This window comes from Methylomonas sp. LW13 (genome assembly GCF_016865255.1).
Taxonomy (GTDB): domain Bacteria; phylum Pseudomonadota; class Gammaproteobacteria; order Methylococcales; family Methylomonadaceae; genus Methylomonas.
In genome coordinates this window covers 361,504-382,450 of the sequence record NZ_CP033381.1, presented here as the reverse complement: position 1 = coordinate 382,450, position 20,947 = coordinate 361,504, and the positions used below count along the sequence as shown (strand labels likewise).

At 52.1% G+C, this 20,947-nt stretch carries 18 protein-coding genes; 10 read left to right on the top strand and 8 right to left on the bottom strand.

Annotated elements, in window-relative coordinates; all coding sequences use genetic code 11:
* Positions 1 to 46: 46 nt before the first annotated feature.
* From JL719_RS01640 to JL719_RS01610, 7 genes are all read left to right on the top strand, one after another.
* The gene (locus tag JL719_RS01640; RefSeq protein WP_174843445.1) at positions 47 to 3,850 is read left to right on the top strand and encodes a methyl-accepting chemotaxis protein; all 3,804 of its coding nucleotides are present in this window, start codon (positions 47 to 49) and stop codon (positions 3,848 to 3,850) included.
* A gap of 9 nt (positions 3,851 to 3,859) precedes the next feature.
* Entirely contained in the window at positions 3,860 to 4,426 is a 567-nt protein-coding gene (locus tag JL719_RS01635) for a chemotaxis protein CheW (protein ID WP_033158168.1), read from the top strand.
* Positions 4,427 to 4,492: 66 nt separating this feature from the next.
* A complete protein-coding gene (locus JL719_RS01630; protein WP_084153383.1) occupies positions 4,493 to 5,323 on the top strand; it encodes a CheR family methyltransferase in 831 nt (276 codons plus the stop codon).
* Positions 5,324 to 5,600: 277 nt separating this feature from the next.
* On the top strand, positions 5,601 to 6,041 hold the full coding sequence (locus tag JL719_RS01625; RefSeq protein WP_033158169.1) for a VOC family protein: 441 nt from the start codon (positions 5,601 to 5,603) through the stop codon (positions 6,039 to 6,041).
* Positions 6,008 to 7,183: a radical SAM family heme chaperone HemW gene (gene hemW / locus JL719_RS01620; RefSeq protein ID WP_225892973.1), complete on the top strand. Its 1,176-nt coding sequence runs from the start codon at positions 6,008 to 6,010 to the stop codon at positions 7,181 to 7,183. The genes JL719_RS01625 and hemW overlap by 34 nt, the downstream gene beginning before the upstream one ends.
* A gap of 48 nt (positions 7,184 to 7,231) precedes the next feature.
* Positions 7,232 to 7,870: an orotate phosphoribosyltransferase gene (gene pyrE, locus JL719_RS01615; protein ID WP_033158171.1), complete on the top strand. Its 639-nt coding sequence runs from the start codon at positions 7,232 to 7,234 to the stop codon at positions 7,868 to 7,870.
* A gap of 102 nt (positions 7,871 to 7,972) precedes the next feature.
* A complete protein-coding gene (locus JL719_RS01610; RefSeq protein ID WP_033158172.1) occupies positions 7,973 to 9,904 on the top strand; it encodes a dynamin family protein in 1,932 nt (643 codons plus the stop codon).
* A 27-nt stretch (positions 9,905 to 9,931) separates the two neighbouring features.
* On the opposite strand, the gene ampD is transcribed toward JL719_RS01610, so the two are convergent.
* On the bottom strand, positions 9,932 to 10,519 hold the full coding sequence (ampD, locus tag JL719_RS01605; RefSeq protein ID WP_033158308.1) for a 1,6-anhydro-N-acetylmuramyl-L-alanine amidase AmpD: 588 nt from the start codon (positions 10,517 to 10,519) through the stop codon (positions 9,932 to 9,934).
* 151 nt (positions 10,520 to 10,670) lie between these two features.
* Here ampD and nadC point away from each other — a divergent pair, with 151 nt between their 5' ends.
* Positions 10,671 to 11,498, top strand: coding sequence for a carboxylating nicotinate-nucleotide diphosphorylase (gene nadC / locus JL719_RS01600; protein ID WP_033158173.1), 828 nt, complete (start codon positions 10,671 to 10,673; stop codon positions 11,496 to 11,498).
* 16 nt (positions 11,499 to 11,514) lie between these two features.
* On the opposite strand, the gene JL719_RS01595 is transcribed toward nadC, so the two are convergent.
* Complete coding sequence (locus JL719_RS01595; RefSeq protein WP_020484362.1) at positions 11,515 to 12,027, bottom strand: hypothetical protein; 513 nt, start codon at positions 12,025 to 12,027, stop codon at positions 11,515 to 11,517.
* Positions 12,028 to 12,278: 251 nt separating this feature from the next.
* Here JL719_RS01595 and JL719_RS01590 point away from each other — a divergent pair, with 251 nt between their 5' ends.
* The gene (locus tag JL719_RS01590) at positions 12,279 to 12,881 is read left to right on the top strand and encodes a peroxiredoxin (RefSeq protein ID WP_033158174.1); all 603 of its coding nucleotides are present in this window, start codon (positions 12,279 to 12,281) and stop codon (positions 12,879 to 12,881) included.
* A 243-nt stretch (positions 12,882 to 13,124) separates the two neighbouring features.
* Entirely contained in the window at positions 13,125 to 13,322 is a 198-nt protein-coding gene (locus JL719_RS01585) for a hypothetical protein (protein ID WP_174843444.1), read from the top strand.
* A gap of 19 nt (positions 13,323 to 13,341) precedes the next feature.
* On the opposite strand, the gene JL719_RS01580 is transcribed toward JL719_RS01585, so the two are convergent.
* The 6 genes from JL719_RS01580 to JL719_RS01555 all read right to left on the bottom strand — a co-directional run bounded on the left by JL719_RS01580 (position 13,342) and on the right by JL719_RS01555 (position 20,888).
* Positions 13,342 to 14,850 (bottom strand): YifB family Mg chelatase-like AAA ATPase, encoded by a 1,509-nt coding sequence (locus JL719_RS01580; RefSeq protein WP_033158176.1) that lies wholly within the window; start codon positions 14,848 to 14,850, stop codon positions 13,342 to 13,344.
* A 6-nt stretch (positions 14,851 to 14,856) separates the two neighbouring features.
* Complete coding sequence (ubiK, locus tag JL719_RS01575) at positions 14,857 to 15,108, bottom strand: ubiquinone biosynthesis accessory factor UbiK (protein ID WP_033158177.1); 252 nt, start codon at positions 15,106 to 15,108, stop codon at positions 14,857 to 14,859.
* A 5-nt stretch (positions 15,109 to 15,113) separates the two neighbouring features.
* On the bottom strand, positions 15,114 to 15,698 hold the full coding sequence (locus tag JL719_RS01570) for a MarR family winged helix-turn-helix transcriptional regulator (RefSeq protein ID WP_033158178.1): 585 nt from the start codon (positions 15,696 to 15,698) through the stop codon (positions 15,114 to 15,116).
* 83 nt (positions 15,699 to 15,781) lie between these two features.
* On the bottom strand, positions 15,782 to 17,356 hold the full coding sequence (locus JL719_RS01565) for a hypothetical protein (RefSeq protein WP_051670262.1): 1,575 nt from the start codon (positions 17,354 to 17,356) through the stop codon (positions 15,782 to 15,784).
* Positions 17,357 to 17,367: 11 nt separating this feature from the next.
* Positions 17,368 to 19,107 (bottom strand): alpha/beta hydrolase family protein, encoded by a 1,740-nt coding sequence (locus JL719_RS01560; protein ID WP_084153384.1) that lies wholly within the window; start codon positions 19,105 to 19,107, stop codon positions 17,368 to 17,370.
* 23 nt (positions 19,108 to 19,130) lie between these two features.
* Complete coding sequence (locus JL719_RS01555; protein ID WP_033158180.1) at positions 19,131 to 20,888, bottom strand: GMC oxidoreductase; 1,758 nt, start codon at positions 20,886 to 20,888, stop codon at positions 19,131 to 19,133.
* Positions 20,889 to 20,947 lie beyond the last annotated feature (59 nt).

Genomic DNA, 20,947 nt, shown 5'->3' with positions numbered 1-20,947 from the left:
AGCGCGTGAGCGAATCAAAATTTTAAATTGCATGAGGGTTAAAAAAATGACAGTCACACAACGTTTGTTGTTATTAATCGGTTCCGCTGTGTTGGGCTTGGCTGGTCTGGCCGGCTTCAACTATGTGCAGATCGACAAAGTGTATACCGCCACCAACTTCAATACTATCAATACCTTGCCTAGTGTGTTGTTGCTTAACGATATTGTTGGGGAGATATCCGGAGTCCGCGCGCACGTCTGGCAGCATTTAACGGAAACCGACGATACGGCCATGGCCGGCGTCGAGCAAGAAATCGACGAAAAACGCGCGAATATCGATAAGCTTTTGAGCGACTATGAAAAGCTTTTGACCGATGATGAGGACAAAAAACTGTTACAGGACGATAAAGCTAGTTTGGCGGAATACGACAAATTACGGCTCAAAATTCGTGATTTATCCAGGCAGAATAAAAATGCCGAAGCCCGAACTGTGATGATGGGCAATCAGCCTGTGGTTGATAAGCTGTTGGATGCGTTCAAAAATCATAGCGAATATAACCAGCGTCTGGGTAAAAACTCATCGAACGAAGCAGTTTCGATTCAGTCCAGCGCCATTACCATTTCCGTCATTATTACAGCGCTAACGATACTGGCTATCGGCACCTTGGGTTTTTTCATTGCCCGAACCCTGACACGGCAATTGGGTGGCGAACCGGATTTTGTTGCGGATTTGGCTTATAAAATCTCGCAAGGGGATTTGACCACCGTTATTCAACTCAAAGCCGGCGATAACAGCAGTGTTATGGCCAATATGAAGCAGTTGAGCGATAACATCAAAGCGCTATTAGCCGAGATGGATCATATGGCCGCTGAACATGAAAAAGGCGATATTGATGTAGTGGTTGATCAACAAAAATTCCACGGTAGTTTCAAGACCGTCGCCAAAGGCGTTAACGACATGGTTAACGGTCATATTGCTGTGAAAAAAATGGCCATAAAGTGTTTCATGGAGTTTGGCAAAGGTAATCTCGAAGCCGATGTTGAAAAATTGCCTGGCAAAAAGCGATTTATCAATGAAACCATAGATTTAGTTCGCAATAACATCAAGGCTTTAGTAAATGATGCCGCCATGCTGTCGCAAGCAGCCGTCGAAGGCCGCCTGTCAACCCGCGCGGATGCCACGAAACACCAAGGCGACTTCCGCAAGATTGTCGAAGGCGTCAACAACACCCTGGATGCGGTGATCGGACCTTTGAACGTCGCGGCCGAGTACGTGGACAACATCTCTAAAGGCGCGATCCCCGCGAAAATCACCGACACCTACAACGGTGATTTCAACACCATCAAAAACAATCTGAACAACTGTATCGACGCGATCAGCAGCATGGTGGCCGAAGCCGCTGCCTTGGAAAAAGCCGCCATCGAAGGCCGCTTAGCCACCCGCGCCGACGCCAGCCAGTACCAAGGCGATTACCGCAAAATTGTCGAAGGCGTCAACAACACCCTGGACGCCGTGATTGGCCCCTTGAACGTCGCCGCCGAGTACGTGGACAACATCTCGCGCGGGGCGATTCCGGCGAAAATCACCGACACCTACAATGGCGATTTCAACACCATCAAAAACAATCTGAACAACTGTATCGATGCGATTTCCAGCATGGTGGCCGAAGCCGCTGCGCTGGAAAAAGCCGCCATCGAAGGCCGCTTAGCCACCCGCGCCGACGCCAGCCAATACCAAGGCGATTACCGCAAGATTGTCGAAGGCGTCAACAACACGCTGGACGCCGTGATTGGACCTTTGAACGTCGCGGCCGACTACGTGGACAACATCTCTAAAGGCGCGATCCCCGCCAAAATCACCGACACCTACAACGGTGATTTCAATGTCATCAAAAACAACCTGAACACCTGCATTGATGCGGTGAACGCCCTGGTGGCCGATGCCAATATGTTATCGACCGCTGCCGTCGAAGGTCGCTTGGCGACCCGCGCGGATGCCACGAAACACCAAGGCGATTTCCGCAAAATCGTCGAAGGGGTCAACAGCACGCTCGATGCGGTAATCGGGCCCTTGAACGTGGCCGCCGAGTACGTGGACAACATCTCGCGCGGGGCGATTCCGGCGAAAATCACCGACCACTACAACGGCGACTTCAACACCATCAAAAACAACCTGAACAACTGTATTGATGCGATTTCCAGCATGGTGGCCGAAGCGGTGGCCTTGGAAAAAGCCGCTATCGAAGGCCGCTTAGCCACCCGCGCCGACGCCAGCCAATACCAAGGTGACTACCGGAAAATCGTCCAAGGCGTCAATAACACCCTGGATGCGGTGATCGGACCCTTGAACGTGGCGGCCGAGTACGTGGACAACATCGCTAAAGGCGCGATCCCCGCCAAAATCACCGACACCTACAACGGCGATTTCAATGTCATCAAAAACAATCTGAACACCTGTATTGATGCGGTGAACGCCTTGGTGGCCGATGCCAATATGTTATCGACCGCTGCCGTCGAAGGGCGTTTGGCCACCCGCGCGGATGCCACTAAGCACCAAGGTGATTTCCGTAAGATTGTCGAGGGCGTGAATCTAACCCTGAATGCGGTGATCGGCCCGTTGAATGTGGCGGCTGACTATGTCGATAACATTTCCAAAGGCCACATTCCCGCCAAAATCACCGACACCTACAACGGTGATTTCAACACCATTAAAAACAACCTCAACACCTGTATCGATGCGGTCAATACGCTGGTGGCCGACGCCAATATGCTGGCCACCGCTGCGGTTGAGGGGCGCCTGCAAACCCGTGCCGACGCCAGTAAGCACCAAGGCGACTTCCGCAAAATCGTCGAAGGCGTCAATGACACCCTGGATGGCGTGATCTTGCCGCTCAATGAAGCGGTCGAAGTACTGGCGTTGGTTGAACAAGGCGACCTAACCCGCAACGTGACCGGTAACTACCAAGGCCAGTTGGGTGAATTTAAAGACACCGTGAACAACACCGTCGCCAAACTCTCCCAAACCATCGCCGAGGTAATATCTGCGGCGGATCAACTGGGCAATGCCTCCGAGCAGATCAGTTCCACTTCGCAATCGCTGTCGCAAGCTGCCAGCGAACAGGCAGGCAGTGTCGAGATCACCAGCGCCAGCATCGAGGAAATGGCGGCCAGCATCAACCAGAATGCCGACAATGCCAAAGTCACCGACGGCATGGCCAGCAAAGCCGCTACCGAAGCCAGCCAAGGCGGTGAAGCGGTGAAACAGACCGTTGACGCTATGCGCGAGATTGCCAAAAAAATCGGCATCATTGACGACATCGCCTACCAGACCAACATGTTGGCATTGAACGCAGCCATCGAAGCGGCGCGCGCCGGCGATCACGGCAAAGGCTTTGCGGTGGTGGCGGCGGAAGTGCGCAAGCTGGCCGAGCGCAGCCAAGTGGCGGCGCAGGAGATTGGCGAGTTGGCCGAAAACAGCGTCGAGACTGCGGAAAGTGCGGGCAAGCTGCTGGATGAAATCGTACCCAGCATAGCCAGAACCTCCGACTTGGTGCAAGAGATTGCTGCCGCCTCCCAAGAACAATCCGCCGGTGTCAGCCAAGTCAACAATGCGATGAACCAGATGAACCAGATTACTCAGCAGAATGCATCCGCCAGCGAACAGTTGGCGGCTACTGCGGAAGAAATGACCAGTCAGGCTGAACAACTGCAATCGCTGATGAGCTTTTTTAGACTCGACAATGGCGGTCGAAAAGCGACGATCACAGCTGAAGTCAAATCAGCAAAAAAGGCTGTCAAAATCAAGCCCGTCGTTCAGGCAAGTGCGAATATTGATCATGACTTCGATTTAAACCAGTTCGAACGTTTCTAGGAGCGGGCCATGACAGGACTTGCAACAACTCAAGAAAAGCTACCCGCCGCGCAGAGCAAACAGACTGCGCTGGCGGGTCAATACCTAACCTTTACGCTTGGGGGAGAACTTTACGCACTGGGCATTTTGAGTAGTAAGGAAATCATCGATTACGGCAATCTTACCGAAGTCCCCATGATGCCGGTGTTTGTGCGCGGCGTGATTAATCTGCGCGGTAGCGTGGTGCCGGTGGTGGATTTGCTGGCGCGCTTTGGCAAGGGATCGACGCCTGTGGCCAAGCGCACCGGTATCGTTATTGTCGAAACCGCCAGCGAAACTGAAGATGGCGTATCCCAGGATTTGGGGATTATCGTGGACGCCGTCAACGAAGTGGTTGAAATCGGTGAACAGGATATAGAGCCGCCGCCCAGTTTTGGGGCGGGGATTCGGCCTGACTTTATTAACGGCATGGCCAAACGGAATGGCCGCTTTGTTATTTTGTTGAACGTCAGCAAGGTGCTTTCGGTGGATGAAATGGCGGCTTTGAGTAAAGTTCGCCAAGACCGTCAAGCATTGCCGGATACAATCAACGCTTGATCGTTCCAAGACTTGAGGCGTTTAAATTTATCGACATGTTGGTTAACCCACAAATAGGAGTTTAGAGTGTCGTCAATCCATCGTGTCGGCGCGCCGATATTGCATAAGCAAGAGTTTGCCTGGATCAGGGACTATCTTTACAAGCACGCCGGTATTGTCCTAAACGATAGTAAGCAGGCTATGGTAATGGGACGTTTGGAGAAGCGTTTGCGTCATCATGGTATCGATAGCTATGGCGAGTATTTTCGGCAATTCGGTAAGCCGGGGTTCGAAAATGAAACGACGATGGCTATCGATTTGCTGACTACCAATGAAACCTATTTTTTCCGCGAATCCAAGCATTTCGATTTTGTAGTTGAAAAAATTTTACCGCAACACTCAGCGGCAAAACCGTTTCGAGTTTGGAGCGCGGCCAGCTCCAGCGGTGAGGAAGCTTACACGCTGGCAATGCTGTTGGCGGAATATTTGAGATCCCGGCAATGGGATATTGTCGGGACCGATATTTCCACACGAATTCTGGAAAAAGCCCGGCGTGGTTTGTACCCCAGCAATGCCGCCGAAAAAATCCCTCAAATCTTGCTGAAAAAGTATTGCCTGAAAGGGACTGGTCAGTATGACGGTTTTTTGCTGGTTGCTCCTGAGCTACGCAGCCACGTTAAGTTCGAATATGCCAATTTGATAGGAACGTTGCCGGACCTGGGTACCTTCGACGTGATTTTTTTACGTAACGTAATGATTTACTTCGATATGGAAACCAAGCAACGCCTGCTGGACAAAATTGTTAAATACCTGCGGCCCGGCGGCTATTTTTTTATCAGTCATTCCGAATCTTTAAGCGGTATGAAAACCGAGCTGCAAACCATCATGCCGTCGGTTTATCGCAAAGCTTTGGATTAATTGGGCTGTAGCGAGCTAGTCCGGCATTCGCGTCTAACTACCTGCTTAACAAACTGCTTCAAGTGCGTGCCTCCCTCATACTTAAAATCGTCATTTCGGCAGCGAACACCACAATCCAGGTCGCACATGGATACAGCGAAGTTTACCTTCCATAGCGCTAAATGGCGAGCATGACGGGCTTTCTTTGGTTTAGCTGAGGCCTGTTATTGATCAGGAAACTTTATTCTCCACCGCCGACTCGTTCATAATCGCGCTTTTATTTTCTGGGGCGGCCAATATGCGTTATTTACACACTATGGTTCGGGTAAAGGATCTTACCGAATCACTGGATTTTTATTGCAATAAGCTAGGTTTGCTTGAAGTGCGGCGCATGGAAAGCGAAACCGGACGTTTTACCTTGGTGTATCTGGCTGCACCTGGCGACCGGCAAACCGCTGAAGCGGTTGACGCGCCATTGCTGGAGCTGACTTACAACTGGGATACCGAGGACTACGGCGGTGGCCGTAATTTTGGACATTTAGCCTTCGAGGTAGACGATATTTATGCGGTATGCCAAGACTTAATGGCGAAAGGGGTCACGATTAACCGGCCGCCGCGTGATGGTCATATGGCATTTCTGCGCTCACCCGACCAAATTTCTATCGAATTGTTACAAAAAGGCCAGGCATTGCCGCCGCAAGAGCCGTGGGCCTCCACGCCCAATGTTGGCGTTTGGTAAGGTCTGTCGAATTGTTACCGCTGAGTCTTTATATCCATTTTCCGTGGTGCATCCAGAAGTGCCCGTATTGCGACTTCAACTCCCACGCCGTTAAACACCCAATTCCCGAACAGGCTTATATCGACGCCTTGCTGACCGACCTGCGCGCTGATCTGGAATTGCTGGGCGGGCAGCGGAAAATCAACAGTATATTTATGGGGGGCGGCACACCCAGCTTGTTTTCCCCGGAAGCCTTAGGTCGTTTGTTGGCCGGTGTCAGGCAGTCAGTGCCTGTTGCCGAACATTGCGAAATCACTTTGGAAGCCAATCCCGGCACCTTCGAAAGCGCAAAATTTCATGAGTTTCGGGCATTGGGGATTAATCGCCTGTCGATAGGCATTCAAAGCTTTCAGGACCGGCATTTGCGGACATTAGGGCGGGTGCATTCCGCCGCCGAAGCCAAGGCCGCGGTGGAAATTGCCGTTACGGCCGGGTTCGATAATTTCAACCTGGATTTGATGTTCGGCTTACCGGATCAAAGCGAGCGCGAGGCCTTAGATGATGTGGAAACAGCAATCAGCTTGGCCCCAACCCATATTTCCTTTTACCAACTGACGCTGGAACCCAATACGTATTTTTATAAATTTCCGCCGAAATTGCCGGAAGACGACCTGATATTTGCCGCTCAAAAGCGCTGTCAGCGGCTATTGGCGGAGAACGGCTTTCAGCAGTACGAAGTGTCTGCGTATGCAAAACCCGGCAAGCAATCCCGGCATAATCGCAATTACTGGCAATTTGGCGATTATCTGGGGATAGGCGCCGGCGCGCACGGCAAAATCAGCCTTGCCTTGCCGGATAAGATTATGCGCACGGTTAAGCCGAGAAGCCCGGAACAGTATTTATCGCAACCCGGTCGATCACAATACGAAGCGATTGAGGTCGCACAATTGCCGTTAGAGTTTCTGATGAACCAGTTGCGAGTAAAAACGGGCTTTAGCCTGAAGGATTTTGAACGGACCACCGGATTGGCGGCAAACAGCTTGGAGCCTAATTTATCGCGCTGTGTGGCTGAAGGCCTGTTGTGTCGGGATGGCTTGGTCTATCGCTGTAGCGAAAAAGGTTGGGATTTTCTGGACGTGGTCCTAGAAAAATTCATCGATTAAATACGCGCGGGTATAATTGCTCTCATTTTAGATTTGTAACACTCCACGATGCTCGATTACCAAAAACAGTTTATCCAGTACGCTTTGGATTGCGGCGTATTAAAATTTGGCGAATTTCATTTAAAGTCCGGACGTGTCAGTCCTTATTTCTTTAATACCGGCCTATTCAACAGCGGCGCTCAGCTGGATAAATTGGGGCAATTTTATGCGCAGACGCTGATTAGCGCCGGTGTCGAGGTAGATGTATTGTACGGACCGGCCTATAAAGGCATCCCGTTGGTCAGCACCACCTCGATTGCCTATTCCCGCTTGCAACGCGACATTCCGTTTGCGTTTAACCGCAAAGAAGCCAAGGATCATGGCGAGGGCGGCGTATTGGTCGGCGCGCCCTTGCAAGGCAAAGTCTGGATTCTGGATGATGTGATTACCGCAGGTACGTCGGTGCGTGAATCAGTGGAAATCATCAGTGCCGCCGGCGCGACGGTTGCGGGTGTCGTGATAGCGCTGGATCGTCAGGAAAAAGGTCAGAACGAATTGTCGGCCGTGCAGGAAGTGTCGACACAATTCGGTATTCCGGTGCTGGCGATAATCTGCTTGGCGGACATCATCGAATTTATTTCCCAACAGAGCGGTTCGGCGGATAAGTTGGCCATTATTCAAGCCTATCGACAGCAGTACGGAATTTGAGTATCCATGCGTGCCCGAGGCTTTTGCTTATGGATTATTGGTCTACACTTAGCCGTTACAATTTGCCCCTTATATTGAGTACAGTCGGAACAAAGGCGAGCCATGAGAAATCTGGAATTTAAAGAACAGTTGCACGAATACACGCAGTGGCGCGAACAACTGATTCAGGGTATCGAATTGTATCGGGACTGGCGTAACCGTTATCGCTTCAGTGACCCGCAAAGCACAGATACCTTGCTGAATATATTGCAAGGCTTGCAAAATGATCGCGTCACCTTGGCGTTTGTAGCGGAGTTTTCCCGAGGTAAAACCGAACTGATCAACTCGCTGTTTTTTGCGGAAACCGGCGTGCGCTTGTTGCCGTCTTCGCCGGGCCGGACCACGATGTCGCCCACCGAGCTATTCTGGGATGAAAAAGGCGGCAGTTACATTCGGCTGCTCAACATTGAGAGCCGCTTGGAAGATATATCTTTGATGGATTACAAGCGCAATCCGGATCGTTGGACGCAAATCGAGCTGAATTGCGAATCGCCTACGCAAATGCAGGAAGCGTTTAGAGAGTTGGTTGCCACGAAGAAGGTTTCTCGGGAAATGGCCGATAAACTGGGCCTGTGGAACGAACGCGAAGCGGCCGAGCAAGGCATTATCAATCCGGAAACCGTGGAAGTGCCATGTTGGCGACATGCGATGATCAGCTTTCCGCATCCTTTGTTAAAAGAAGGTTTGTGCATTCTGGATACGCCGGGCCTAAATGCCTTGGGTACCGAGCCGGAGTTAACCTTGAGCATGTTGCCCAGCGCTCAAGCCATTATTTTCGTGTTGGCGGCCGATACCGGCGTGACCAAAAGTGACCTGGAAATGTGGAAAAGCCACGTTTGTAGCTCCAGAGGTAACCGCCGCCAGGGCTTAGCGGTGGTGATGAATAAAATCGACTCGATGTGGGACGATTTGGCCGGCGAGACTGGCTACGAAGCTTCGATCCAAAAGCAAATCGACACCTGTGCCATGATTCTGAATCTGGAGAAGGAAGTTATTTTCCCGGTCTCCGCGAAGCAAGCTTTATTGGCTAAGGTGAAGGGCGACGATGCTTTGCTGCAAAAAAGCCGTCTCAATCTGTTGGAAAGCTATCTGTCGGACGACATTCTCGATCAGCGCCGCGATATTCTAAAGGGTGTTGTCGATAAAGAAATCGGGTTTTTGGTCAGCGAGTCGGTCAAGTTGATGGAATCAAAAATCACTAACGCCCAAAAGCAGCTCGACGAATTCAAACAAGTCGATTTCGAGAACCAGGAATTGACCGGCAAATTGATGGCCGAAACCCGCGACCGGCAAAATGCCTATATGGCTAATATCGAAAACTTTCAGGCCAGCCGTAAAGTGTTTGCGGTGCAGGCCAAGATGTTGATCGATTCGTTTGCCAAAGAAAAAATCGACGACATTATCCGCCGTACCAAGGAGGATATGAGCAAAAGCCTGACGACTTACGGCATGAAACAGAATATGCGTAGGTTGTTTGACGAGTTGCGGGATCTGCTGCAAGACTCGGTGGATATGACCGAAGAAACCCGGCGCTTGATTAAAGCGATTCATAAGAAGTTTCAGGATGAATACGGTTTTAAGGAAATTGAGCCACAATTGTTTTCGATAAAACAACATCAGTTTGAGCTGGAGCAGATTTTTGAAGAAGGCGAAGCGTTTCGCAATAGCGCTAAAACTACGATGACTGAGCAAAGCATAGTGGTTAACAAGCTTTATGGTACGTTGATAGCCAAAGCAAGGAATATTCTGCAGCAAGCCCAACGGGATGCGGTTACCTGGAGTAATAGCGTACTGTCGCCGCTTATGCACCAGATCAAAGATCACAAAAAGCAAATCGAAAGCCGCTTGATCATGCTCAGGAAAATCAATGAATCCAAAGGTAATGTCAATGAAAGCATTGCGCAGTTGGAGGGCGAATTGGGGCCACTACAAGTCCAGTATCAAGAGTTGCTAGAGATACTTAAAGCCGTGCATCTGGAAATTAAAACCGATTAGTGCCGATTTTTGCTCCGTTGTCGCAGGTTACGGCAGCCCTTTTGTTGTTTGCCCCGCAGGACTTTCAGCGCTAGAACTCAGCAATTCGTTAAAGCGGCACCAGTCAAAAAATGGCCCAGGGTCGGTTTTTCGGCCTGGGGCAATATCGCTATGACCGGCAATACGCTGGCTCGACAGTTTCGGATAATTCGCCAGTAGCGTTCTACACACATCGGCAAGGCACCGATATTGAGCGTCAGTGTAAGCCACGCTGATAGCCCCCTCCAGCTCTATACCAATAGAAAAATCGTTACAGCGTTCCCTGTCTTGATATTTTGACACGCCTGCATGCCAAGCCCTGCGGTTGAACGGCACATATTGCCGAATGCTGCCATCCCGGCGAATCAATAAATGCGCGGACACCTTAAGTTGATGTATGTCTTGGAAGTAAGGATGGTTGTTTGGATCCAGGCAGTTGCAAAACAATTGGTCGATATAGTCGCCCGCGAATTGCTCAGGCGGCAGGCTGATGCAATGGATAACCAATAACGAAACATCTTCGGAGTCCGGTCTGTCGTCGCAGTTCGGCGAAGCGACCTGGCAGGCGCTAGTCAAGTAGTGATCGCGAATTATCATGATTTTCAAGCTTTGTCAGTGATGCGGTATTTTATAAGCTTTGCCAACCACCCCTATACTTTTACTTGCCTCACATTGGTCAGAGTTTGGCACGGCTGTCACCGCATGCGGTTTATAATTACTCTCCCTGTTCATCGTCCATCACACGCCCATGCAACCAAATTCCACAGAAATCTCGCTTTATCTGGCTGAAGATATCGGTAGCGGCGATATTACCGCCAGCATCGTTTCAGCCGAGACTCAAGCCAATGCCGCAGTGATAACTCGCGAACCCATAGTGCTGTGCGGTAGAGCTTGGTTCGATGAGGTGTTTCGACAATTAAGCCCCCAGGTAATGGTCGATTGGCAATGCAATGAGGGCGAACGTGTCTCAGCGAACACCGTACTTTGCAAGTTGCGCGGTCCCGCTCGGGCCTTGCTGACGGGCGAGCGCACGGCGTTGAATCTGCTGCAAACCTTATCCGCGACGGCGACCATCGCCCGCCGCTATGCGGATGCCGTGGCGGGTACCGGCTGCAAGGTGTTGGATACCCGTAAAACCCTACCCGGTTTACGTTTGGCGCAAAAATATGCAGTCAAATGCGGAGGTTGTTTCAATCATCGCATCGGTTTATTCGACGCCATGTTGATCAAGGAAAACCATATTATCGCGGCAGGCTCAATTGCCAATGCAGTCAAGCTGGCTAGAGACTATGGGAATGTGACGGTCGAAGTGGAGGTGGAAACTCTTGACGAGTTTGCCCAGGCATTTGCCGCGAAACCGGATCGCATCATGCTGGATAATTTTTCACTCACCGATATGCGCACAGCGGTACAACAAAACCAGGGACTACTCGAACTGGAAGCATCGGGCAATATTACTTTGGACAATATCCGAACCGTGGCCGAAACCGGGGTGGACTTTATCTCGATAGGCGCGTTAACGAAGAATGTTGCTGCAGTCGATCTGTCGATGCGCATTGAGATGCGCATCGATTAAACTCATGCTGGTGCGCTCAGTTGACAGCGTTCAGCATCTCGTTTTCGTATAAGCGTAGTTTTTTCCAGTTGGCGAATTTGCTGTCGTCGAACGGCGCATCGTGGTCGATGGCATGCTCGTAGCAGCTCCGAAATAGGCGCGCAGTGCGAAAGGCATGCAATTCGTCGTCGGCGGTTACCGTGTCTACATTGCCCACTTGGAAGGTTTTATTCCTGGACTTTCCATCTTTTACCCAAAACACCGTGTAGCAAAGATAGCTTTTGTCTTTGCGGTGATCGAACTTGATGGTTCTGGACACACCGGTTACGCCGGTAGTCGTTTTGTTTTTGGGTGGTTTCAGGAAGCGGGTCTTGCTGCCTTTTAATACCACCAGCATCTGATCGCGCCAAGTAATCGCGGCTTTCAGCGACTTGGTTTTGCTGCCCCAGAGCTTGTGAGAAAAATAACGGCTGCTCTCCTTGCCACGCCGAACAATACGAACTTGAAAACCGAAAGTATCGGGTTCTGTAATGTGTTTTACTTTTGCCATTTGACGTACCCTAAAAAATTCACCAAAGGTCTGCATAGTGAATTTAAGCATCGCGAAGCACGCAGACCGCCTGTTAATTGTGTAAGCTATGGATTACAAATTAGCGCGAAATCAGCCGTCTTGCAAGCGGAATTTAAGGGGATTATTGGGCAAATACCAACTAAATTCGTGTAGAATAAGCGCCAGCCTTCTCGCAGAGGCGCAAACATGCTCTTAACCTTTTGTTTTATAAAAAATTTTGGAGAAAATTGATGAGCGTTTTAGTAGGTAAGCAAGCCCCTGACTTTACAGTTCCTGCGGTATTAGGCGATGGCCAAATTGTTGATTCATTCAGTTTCTCAGCGGCCACTAGCGGCAAATACGCAGTACTTTTCTTTTATCCATTGGATTTTACATTCGTTTGCCCAAGCGAATTGATTGCCTTGGATCATCGGATCGACGAATTTAAAAGCCGCGGCGTTGAAGTGATTGGTGTTTCTATTGACTCACACTTTACCCACAACGCTTGGCGTAACACGCCTGTCAACCAAGGCGGTATCGGCCCTGTCCGTTATACTCTGGCTGCCGACCTGAAACACACTATTGCCCAAGATTACGACGTAGAGTCCGCTGGTGGCGTAGCTTTCCGCGGTAGTTTCTTGATCGACAAAGCCGGTGTCGTCCGCCATCAAGTTGTCAACGACTTGCCACTGGGCCGTAACTTTGACGAAATGCTGCGCATGGTTGACGCGCTGCAATTCCACGAAGAGCATGGCGAAGTTTGCCCAGCCGGTTGGAACAAAGGCGATGCGGGTATGAATGCCAACCCAGCGGGCGTGGCTGAATATCTGAGCAAAAATGCTGACAAACTGTAAGCATTAGCTTTACTCTGAGACAAGGCGCATTGTCTAGACAATGCGCCTTTTTTATTGCCTGAATTTTCTCTGTTTCTCGCCCCAATGACTGCGAATTCAGTGTAGCGCTAATTCCATTAATCGCCGCTCGGCATTTTTTATATCCGTTACCGCTATGGTTTAGGCGGCCAACTTGAGTGTTGACAGCCCCTCGTTATACGCCTGATGCGGCGTTTTGCGTTTCAGACTGGAATGTGGTCGTTCGTGGCTGTACCACTCGAAATTGCCGAAGATGCCTATCGTTTGGGGCAAACCGGTCTGATTGAATTAATGGATTCATCGCGCACCCGGACCGAAATCAAGTTGAATCATCTGGAGTTGATTCAAAATGAAATCGAAGCAGAATTGGATGTCATGAATGCCTCGGGTTTGTTGGCGGTTTATTTCGAAAACCCGGCATGACGCGGCCGGTTTTGCATGCTTATCGGGTTCTATCAAGCTTGCGGTAGCCTATGGCTTCGCTGAGGTGGGAGATTTCGATATTCTTTGAATTCGCCAGATCGGCAATCGTGCGCGCCAGTTTCAATATTCGGTGGTAAGCCCGGTGCGACAGGCCGAATTTTTCCAGCGCTTGTTCCAGCAACTGATGACCGGCTTCGGACAAAGTACAAATAACCTTCACCTCGGCGGCGGTTAACGCAGCATTGGCTTTGCCTTGGCGGCGGTAAGCAATGTCGCGGGCTACGACGACGCGCTGCCGAATCGCTTCGCTGGTTTCTTCACCGGCCGCAGAGCCCTTGCGCAATACCTCCAGGGCGACGCGCGGCACTTCCATATGCATATCTATTCTGTCCAGAAGAGGCCCGGAGACTCGAGCGCGATAGCGGGCAACTTGTTCGGCGGTGCAGCGGCAACGGCCGGAGGCGTCGCCCAGGTAGCCACAGGGACAGGGATTCATCGCTGCAATCAACTGAAAAGTGGCCGGAAAGTCGGCTTGGCGGTTGGCGCGGGAAATCGTGATATGCCCGGTTTCCAAGGGCTCGCGCAGCACTTCCAGGACTTTTCTATCGAATTCCGGCAACTCATCCAAAAACAACGCGCCGTTGTGCGACAAGGATATTTCGCCGGGTTTTGGGTTGCTGCCGCCGCCAACCAAAGCCGCAGCTGATGCGGTATGGTGCGGCGCTCTGTAAGGTGGCTGCCGCCAGCGACTGACGTCCAGGCCGTGGTCGCTGATCGAGGCCAACGCGGCGGTTTCCTGGGCTTGCTGTTCGCTGAGTTCCGGCAGAATGGTAGGCAAGCGCGCCGCCAGCATCGACTTGCCGGTGCCGGGCGGGCCCAGCATCAATAAATTGTGTTTCCCGGCGGCGGCGATTTCCATAGCCCGTTTGACGTGAAATTGGCCGTGCACGTCGGCAAAATCGACCGTGTGAACCGCTTGCTCGAAGCTGAGATGAACGTCAGGTGGCGCGATGGCTTGCCGGCCGGCCAAGTGGGCACAGACTTCCAATAGTGTCCTGGCCGGCAGGAGTTGCGCATCCTTGATTAACGACGCCTCCGCCGCGCAACCAGCAGGCAGAATCAGTTGCCGAAAAGCATTGCGGCAATGAATCGCTACCGGCAACGCGCCGGGAATCGGCCGCAACTCACCGCCTAGCGATAACTCGCCGATGCATTCGTACTCGTGCAAGGCATCCTTGGGGATTTGCCCGGAGGCTGCCAGGATACCTAATGCAATCGCCAAATCAAAGCGGCCGCCCTCCTTGGGCAGGTCGGCGGGGGCCAGATTGATGGTAATGCGCTGGAACGGAAATTCGAAGTGCGAATTAATGATCGCCCCGCGCACCCTATCCTTGCTTTCCTTCACCGCCGTCTCGGGCAAGCCGACGATATTTAAAGCCGGTAGGCCGCTACTGACATGCACTTCCACCGTCACTTGCGGGGCGTCAATGCCGGAGCGGCCCCGGCTGTAAACGACGGCCAGCGACATGGCTTTTTAGGCTTGCGGAATCCGTTGTTCCAGTTCGGCGACGCGCTTTTCCAGTTCTTCCAAACGGGCGCGAGTTTTCGCCAATACGGCTTTTTGCACTTCAAATTCTTCGCGGCTGACCAGATCCAGTTTGGACAGGCCGCTTTGCAGCAAGGCGTGGACGTTCTTTTCCACATCGTCTTTCAGATTGGTCAAACCGGGAGGGATTGCGCCGGCGATACGCTCGGCAAGATTGTCTATGGCTTTGGGATCAAACATGGTGGCTACTCTTGGTCTATGAATGAATTGGGAACGGGTAAATGGTCACGACATATTTTATCAGTATCCTCGCGATCCAAGGGTTGTTCGGTTAAGCCGCATTGATAGTGATGCTGTTCCACCGAAAAATAATGGCAGGAACGACACAAACCAAAACTCTTCGAGTCATTGACTTTTTGCAGCACGCCCAACGTGGTTTGCAGCGCCTGGCCTATGGTATCGAACTCCTGGCGGCTGACTTTGGATTCGGCCTGCTTAAAAACATCCAGCGGCTTTAACTCTTCGATCAACCGCTTGCCGGCCTCGGTCAGGCTCAGATGGACCACCCGACCGTCCAAAATGGACGTGGTCTTATCCAGATAGTGCTTACGCTCCAAAATCTGGATAGTCTGGGACACAGTGCCCTTGGTCAAACCCAGATACTCAGCCACCGCAGCGTGGGTGTTGCTGTATTTATTGCACTTGGCCAGATACTCCAGCACCTGACCATGTACCGGTTGCAAACCGATTGCTGCGTATTTTTTGCGTTCTTCCGAACGTAGCAAGGCGCTGATCCGCTCGATCAGCTTGAATGTGTCTAGTTCATGCATTGGACCGATTCTACCACAGGCCGGCCAATTCCAAGCGTGGCGGCTGCCGGACGCAACTATCCGGCCACCGTCGCCAAAAAAAGCTACAGTCGATCCATGTTGTCGCTCCAGGACAAATTATCGTTTACGAAAAAACGATAGCCCGGCTGTGGGCCCGTAACCTTGTTCAGCACATACAGACTACGGCCGACGCCGCGACGGCGGTAGCCTTTTTTCTCTTTGCTTACCAACTGGTCGCGCCAGGTGCCGAAGTTGATGTAGGTAAAGTTTCGGCTTGGTGCGCCGTCCGCGGTGTGCTTGATATCCGCTTCGGTTTGCAGCGGGATATGGGTATGGCCTTCGCCGTGCAGCCGAAATCCTTGTTGCAGGAATAAATCCTGAAATGTCGGAAACACCTGCAAATTTTTGAAACTGGCACCGTCTTCTCGATACACCGAACTGGGTCCCAGCAAGTCAAGCAGTGTTTGTACTTGGTCATAAAGCCATAACACGCCGCGTACCAAGTGCAATTGCACCCGGAACATATGCAACGGGCCGGTGACCATCAGCCACACCCTGGCAACGCGAAACGCCAAGCGCCGCCAAGCCGGAGAGCTGCTCAGCGTGTAATCCCAACTCAGCCACAGGCACAGGGTTTCGTATAACTCGTTCTCGATAATGTCCCGCAGTTCGTTGCCGGTTTTTTTGTCACGGGTTTCTTGCAGAATCCGGGCAATTGCCGCCGAGGTGGGCCGGTACAAATCCAATTCGTCCAGAATGCGTTTGATACGGCTAACGTTGGCTTGCGAGTCGTCCAGACCAGTAAGCTTGAGTTTGCAACGGTAGATAAACGTGGACAGCGCACCGGCCGCAACCGTATCGCCGAAACAGGCCGCGATGAACGGCGCGTAATGGAGTTGCTGCCAAACCTTAGCCCGCCAACCGTCCCCTGTACTCCAGCCCGGTAAGTTGTTGCCCGGCGTAAATGCCAAGCTGTTTTCCCGATCCCGCCATTGGCCGTGAGTAATAAATACCCGCAACTCGGCATCTCCCCAATAAAACGGCAGCCACGGTACGCTGTTTCGGTCGGCAAAATGTTGTTCGTCATCGAAATACATCTTGCCGACCCACTGCCGATACTCGGCTGACAAATTAGCCAGCTTAGGCCCCAAGCACTCGTCGTAATACATCCGCAGGGTGACCGGATCGGTGAAAATTTCCTTATCGTGATTGCCCAGTAAGGTGATGACTTCCAGATGGGTATTTTTCAGGTCGTCAGGAAGCCGTTTTAGATGATTGAAAAAACCGTCCGCGTTGTTGGCGTGCAAGCTCACAATCTCGGCCATGATTTCACGCAGGCATAAGACAAATTCCGGTTTGTCGCGCTCCCACGGATAGACACCGTGCTTGGCCCACACCGCGCTTCGAATCATATCCACGACGTCGCCGTCCAGGATCAGCGTCAATTCGTCGACTTGCTGAGTTTTGCAAGTACTGGCGATGTCGGCGAAGAATTCGGCCCAAACAATTTCCTCGCTGCTTTGATTGCCGACCGTGTTATCGGTGAAATGCAGGTCGCTGATGCTGATGCACAGCCGGTTCAACCCGGCGGTTGGTCGGGTTTTGGTCGGTTGCAGCGTATCCAGCGTTAGTTGTAAATCTTCTTGGGTACTTGTCATAGCTGCATTCCTCAATTGCGATATTTATTCAAAAATTCCACGAAACGCGGAAAGATGTCCTGCGCGGCATTTTTGCCCATGATCACGTCCGCATGCCCGTAATCCGGAATCACCGCCAGTTCATGGCGGCCGGGCACGATTTGCTCCAGACGTTGGTGGCAGACGATATTGGAGTTGCGGAACAAGGCATTGTCCTGGCCGGCGACGAATAGGCACGGCGTGTCAATTTCGGCGGCATGTTGGAAATAATTGTCCGGCAAGCTGCGGTAACGCGGTTCGTTGGGCTGATATTTCACGGCGGTGTTATTAGCATTGACCATTTTCAACACATGCCGGTAGTAATTGACGCTACAGCCGCCAAACAAATCACCGCAGCGGCGATGAGTCACATCCTGCAGATTTTCGTGTTTGTACAACACAGGAAAGCCCCAGCCCCACATGAAACTGAGCATATGACATTCCGGCGAGTCGCATTCGTGATGAAACGCCGAAATGGCCGTCGCCAGCAATTTACCCGCCCCCCAACCCGGTTCGCGCCGCCAATAAGGGTTCAGATAATCCACGCCCAAAATGTAATCGGCGGCCAGCGGGCCCAGATACAGCTTGATCTTGGCCGGCAGCGGCACGCACGGCGTCAGCGCCACGCCGTTGGCGATCAGGCTGCGCACGCCGGTCACCGCTTTGCCGAACAAGCCCATGGTAAACGCCAGCGCCCCAAAGCAGTGGCTGATGACATGAATGCGGGCGGAAGGACCGACCGCCGCGCGCACGGTGGCGATGGCCGCCGGCATGTCGTATAGCGCCAGATCGTCAACATTGAAGTTGTGTCTATGCAGGTTATAGGAATAGCGGTTACTGATCCGACCGTCCAAAGTCCAGACGTCGCCAAAACCATGATCCAACAGATAACTGGTCAGGTTGTAATGTTCCGGCATGATGAACATATCGCTGGCGGCGGTCAGGCCCGGCACCAGCACTACCACATCGTCGCTAGCCGCGCGCTTGAAGCGCAATAAGCTCAGGCCCAGCCGGTCGGCGGTCGTGAACTGATGGGTGCTGACCTCCGCATCCTTGACGCCTTCCAAGGTATACAGTGGGATTTCCCGCTCGAAGCTGCCCATCTTTGGCAACATGGATGGTTTGTAGACTTCCCACAACGCGCCTAAAAAGAAGCCGCCGAAGCGTTCGATGGCATGCAGACGGTCTTTCAAGGTATCGCCGCTGGCTTTGATCGTCGTCAGCTGTTTGGCAAAGTCCATCACTTCGATATACAACAAGCCGGTGGCGTAAACCTTGGCTTTGGCTTCCTTGTCGGCTTCCACATGGCCCTTGAATAAGTTAGTGAACAAGGTGGTGGTGTCGGCCCATAAGTCCGGGCCGACGTTGTTTTGAATCTGTTTGCGACCGCTCAAGGTCATGGCCTGACCATTGGCATCGGTAAAAAACAGCCGGTAGAGCATTTGTTTGCGGTCGGCGTCGGCGCTGTCGACGAACAGATTGAACACGCCTTTATCGACGTTACGCCGGCCACCGATCAAATCGCCTTCGACATAGCCGATGGCCGCCGATTGGTGAGCTTCGGACTCCAAAAAGGTATCCAGGTCGTCGCTCTGGATGGTCAGATGAAACATGAAGTAATGGTTATCTTCCTTGCCTTGCTGGTAACCGTCCTCAAAAGCGGTTTGGCCCAGGCTGAGATAGCCTTTCATTTCTTCGGTGAATTCGAACGAGGTTTTGCTGTTAGTTGTCATGTCAGTAGTCCTGTGAATTGGGTTTACACGCCCAGGCTGGCATCGGGTTTGATGCCGGTGATGCCTTCCGCAATCCATTCCGCGGTCGCGGAAATGGTCGCTACCGGATTGGCACCGACTGCGCTCGGCAAGATCGAGCCGTCCACCACATACAAGCCCTGATAACCGAAGGCTTGGCCGCGCTGCTCGGGATGGCCGCTGACCACGCCTTTGTCCGGCGAGTCGGCCAGGATGCAGCCGCCTAAAGGATGCACGGTCACGTTATGACGGATCGGTAAGTCCCAGGTCGGCAACGGGAAAAACCAGTCGGATTTGACAAATTTTTTGAAGCGTTCGCCAGTCGCGAGAATTGCTTGATACAAGCTCATGCTGGTATCTTGCGGCCAATCCAGATCAATGTGTCCGGTCTTGTTCAAGGTCAGCGTGCCGTCGCCATGATCCAGGCCCATGCACAACATCACCACGGATTTGGAAGATAAATCGTCCTTTAATATTTCGTGTAGCGAGAACCCCAACGTGCCGTTCCAGACGCCGTTGCTCACGTATTTCTTCAGCCACTCGATTAACGCTTTCACGGCGCGAATCAGTTTGCGTAAAGTGCTGGTCGGGAAAACGCCTTCGATATACCAGGCCAGTGAAGCCGGATAAGAAGCGTCTTCCAGCACGAAGGCTTGCTGTCTGTTGAAGCGGTCGAACAGGTTGTAATCGGTGTATTGGGTGATTACCGGGCCGTAGTTGGGGTCGGCGTCTTTTTTGCCTTCAATCGCGAACGATAAAAAGTCGCCGTTGCCGGAGAACCAGCGTCCCAGTTGCTCGCTAAGTTTGGGCAGGCTGTGATGCACATCGCGGCAGCGCAGCAATAGCTCGTTGCTGCCGAAGGTGCCTGCCGACACCACGACGCGGCGGGTTTTCAGGCTTTCCAGTTTTCCCGTGGCAAAGTTTTGAAATTCAACCCGATAACCGAATTCGCCGCTGGCGGAGCTGTCGTCGTCACCATGCTGATTGAGCGGGATGATATTTTCGGCTTGGCAGTCGGTAAATACCTGGCCGCCATGCTGGTGTTGGCCGGCGTGAATGTAGTTCAGATCCAGCGTGTTTTTCGAGTGAGTGTTACAGCCGATATCGCATTCTCCGCAATAGGTACACGAGGTTTGCGTGGCGCCGTAACGGTTTTTTTCCTGCAAACCGATGGGGATTGGCGAATCCGAAGCGTTATAGTTGTAATCGTTACCAAAGAACACGCAGATGTCGGCCAGCTTGCTGCTGCGGTTTTCGTGGGCGGCAAACTCTTGAAACAGTTCGGTGCGGACGATTTTTCTGCGGTCGTCAGTTTGCCAGGATGGCACCGGGCGAGCGCCCAATACTTGTTTGGCAACTTGATAATACGGGGCCAGGGTGGCTTTATCCAGACCGGTCGGCCAGCCCTGCTCGAAGACCTGTTCGGGCGGTTCGAGGAAGACGTTGGCGTAAATCAACGAGCCGCCGCCCAGGCCCGCCGAAATCACTGCATCCATTTTTTTGTAATTGCGGACGTCAAACAAGCCGCGCAGATTTTTGTTTTGAATGTGGCGTGGTCGGTCTATCGCCTCGCCTTCCACGCTCCAAAAACTGTCGGAAATTTGTTTGGGCGAGCGGGCGAAAGAGCCCATTGGATAATGCCTGCCGCGTTCCAACAGCAAGACTTTGGAACCCCACTTCTGCGCGAGCCGGCAAAAGCTGATGGAACCGCCGAAACCGCTACCGATGACTATCGCTTCGTAATCGAAGTGCTGACTAGCCATTTACACCTCCTCAAGAATGATTTTTTATTATTATTGGCTCATTGTCCTGCTATCGGATG